Genomic DNA, 1,653 nt, shown 5'->3' on the forward strand with positions numbered 1-1,653 from the left:
GACTCGACCACTGCTCGCGGAGTTCGGGGTCGTCGATTCCGGCCGTCTCGAGCAGCGTCGCCGGAAGATCGAGCAGTTGGACGAGCTCGTGGCGTCGCCCGCCGCCGGCGCGGTGGCCGCCGGTGAAGGGGCCGCCGTGGAACACGAGCGGGACGTTGAGCAGGGTGTCGTAGAGGTTGTACTGGTGGCCGAAGAAGCCGTGTTCGCCGATGTGCTCGCCGTGGTCGCCACAGACGACGAAGAGGGTGTCCTCCCACTCGCCGCTCTCCTCGAGTGCGGTTCGAAGCTGCCCGACCTGCTGGTCGACGTAAGCGAGTTCCGCCCGATACAGGCCGCGGAGGAGGGCGAATTCGTGGTCGGAGATGTCGTAGTCCCCGCAGTCGTAAGCGCGGGGATCCTGCCTGATCGCGATCGCTTCCTCGTAGCTGGCACCGCGGGGGAGGAATCGTTCGGCGTACTCTCTGGGCGGATCGTACTGGACGTGGGGTTCGATGAAGTTACAGAACAGGAAGAACGGCCGGTCGTCGTCGCGACGCTCGAGCCAGTCGGCGATCCAGTCGGTCGCTCGGTCGGAGCCGTCGTCGCCGGCGGGCTGCAGGAGTTCGCTGTAGAGGATGTTGGCGGCGTTGACGACCGGGTTGCCGTCGAAGAGTCGGTCGCGGGTCGCGGTCAGTTTCTCCCGGATATCCTCGCCACGGACGACCGCGCCCATGTCGGCGTCGGACTGGATGTACTGCCAGCCCTTTCGAAGGTCTTCGAATCCGCGGTCGAAGCCGAACTCCTCGGTGATCCAGGTGTTGTTCGAGACGCCGATCGTCTGAAATCCCGCGTCGGCGAAGGCCTCGGGGAGGGTTCGAAGCTCGTCGTCGAGATACGTGTGGCCGCCGTGCGTGCCGTGTTCGGAGGGGTACGTTCCGGTGAAAAACGACGCGTGAGAGGGGAGCGTCCAGGGCGCGGTCGCGAACGCGTTCTCGAACGCGAATCCCTCGCCGGCCAGCCGCGTTAGCGTCGGCGTCGGGTGTGCGCCGGCGGAATCGGCTTCGGTCGTGGCCGCCTCGTTGCCGGCCACCCGGTCTTCGATATCGGCCTCGGAGTGATCGATCGGAAGCGGCCGCATTCCGACGCTTTTCGCCCGGGCCGTATCGAGAACGACGAGGACGACGTTCCGCACAGTGCTATGTGACTCGGCATCACGTCCGTTAGAGCCCGACATGGATGACTACTCAACGGCAAGCAGGGAAGGTCACGTGGCCGGAGTATGCAGGGCCATAATCGCAGATATCGACCGCTTTTCGGGTGAAAACCGCCGATTTCGGCCGCGTTCGATATCCGCGCTGCCCGCTGTGTCGACCGCTGCTCCCGGAGCGGGTATTCATCTGCCGGTCGAATATTCATCCGATCGGACACCGTAGTCTCCGTGAGCGGATCACTGGTGGCCCGGTGGCTCGCGAGGCTGCGGCCGGCGGCCTGTCAGCGAGTCGATTCGACGGTCGAGGCCCACCAGCACTGTCGCTCGGAGGCTTTCCGATGACCACAAACCACGAGAACGATGCGGCGACGGACGATTCGACGGGTGAGTTCGACGAGATCGACGACCTCGAGGACAGTACGGACCTCGAGGACCTGGATACCCCGATCGGCGGAGCCGCCGCG

Annotated in this window: 1 protein-coding gene; it reads right to left on the minus strand. The window is 65.3% G+C overall.

Going from position 1 to position 1,653, the window contains the following annotated elements; translation table 11 throughout:
• A partial coding sequence (locus PGX04_RS24160) for a sulfatase (RefSeq protein WP_273740837.1) occupies positions 1-1,213 on the minus strand: 1,213 nt, incomplete at its 3' end.
• Between the last annotated feature and the right edge of the window lie 440 nt (positions 1,214-1,653).

The organism is Natrinema soli, assembly GCF_028618695.1.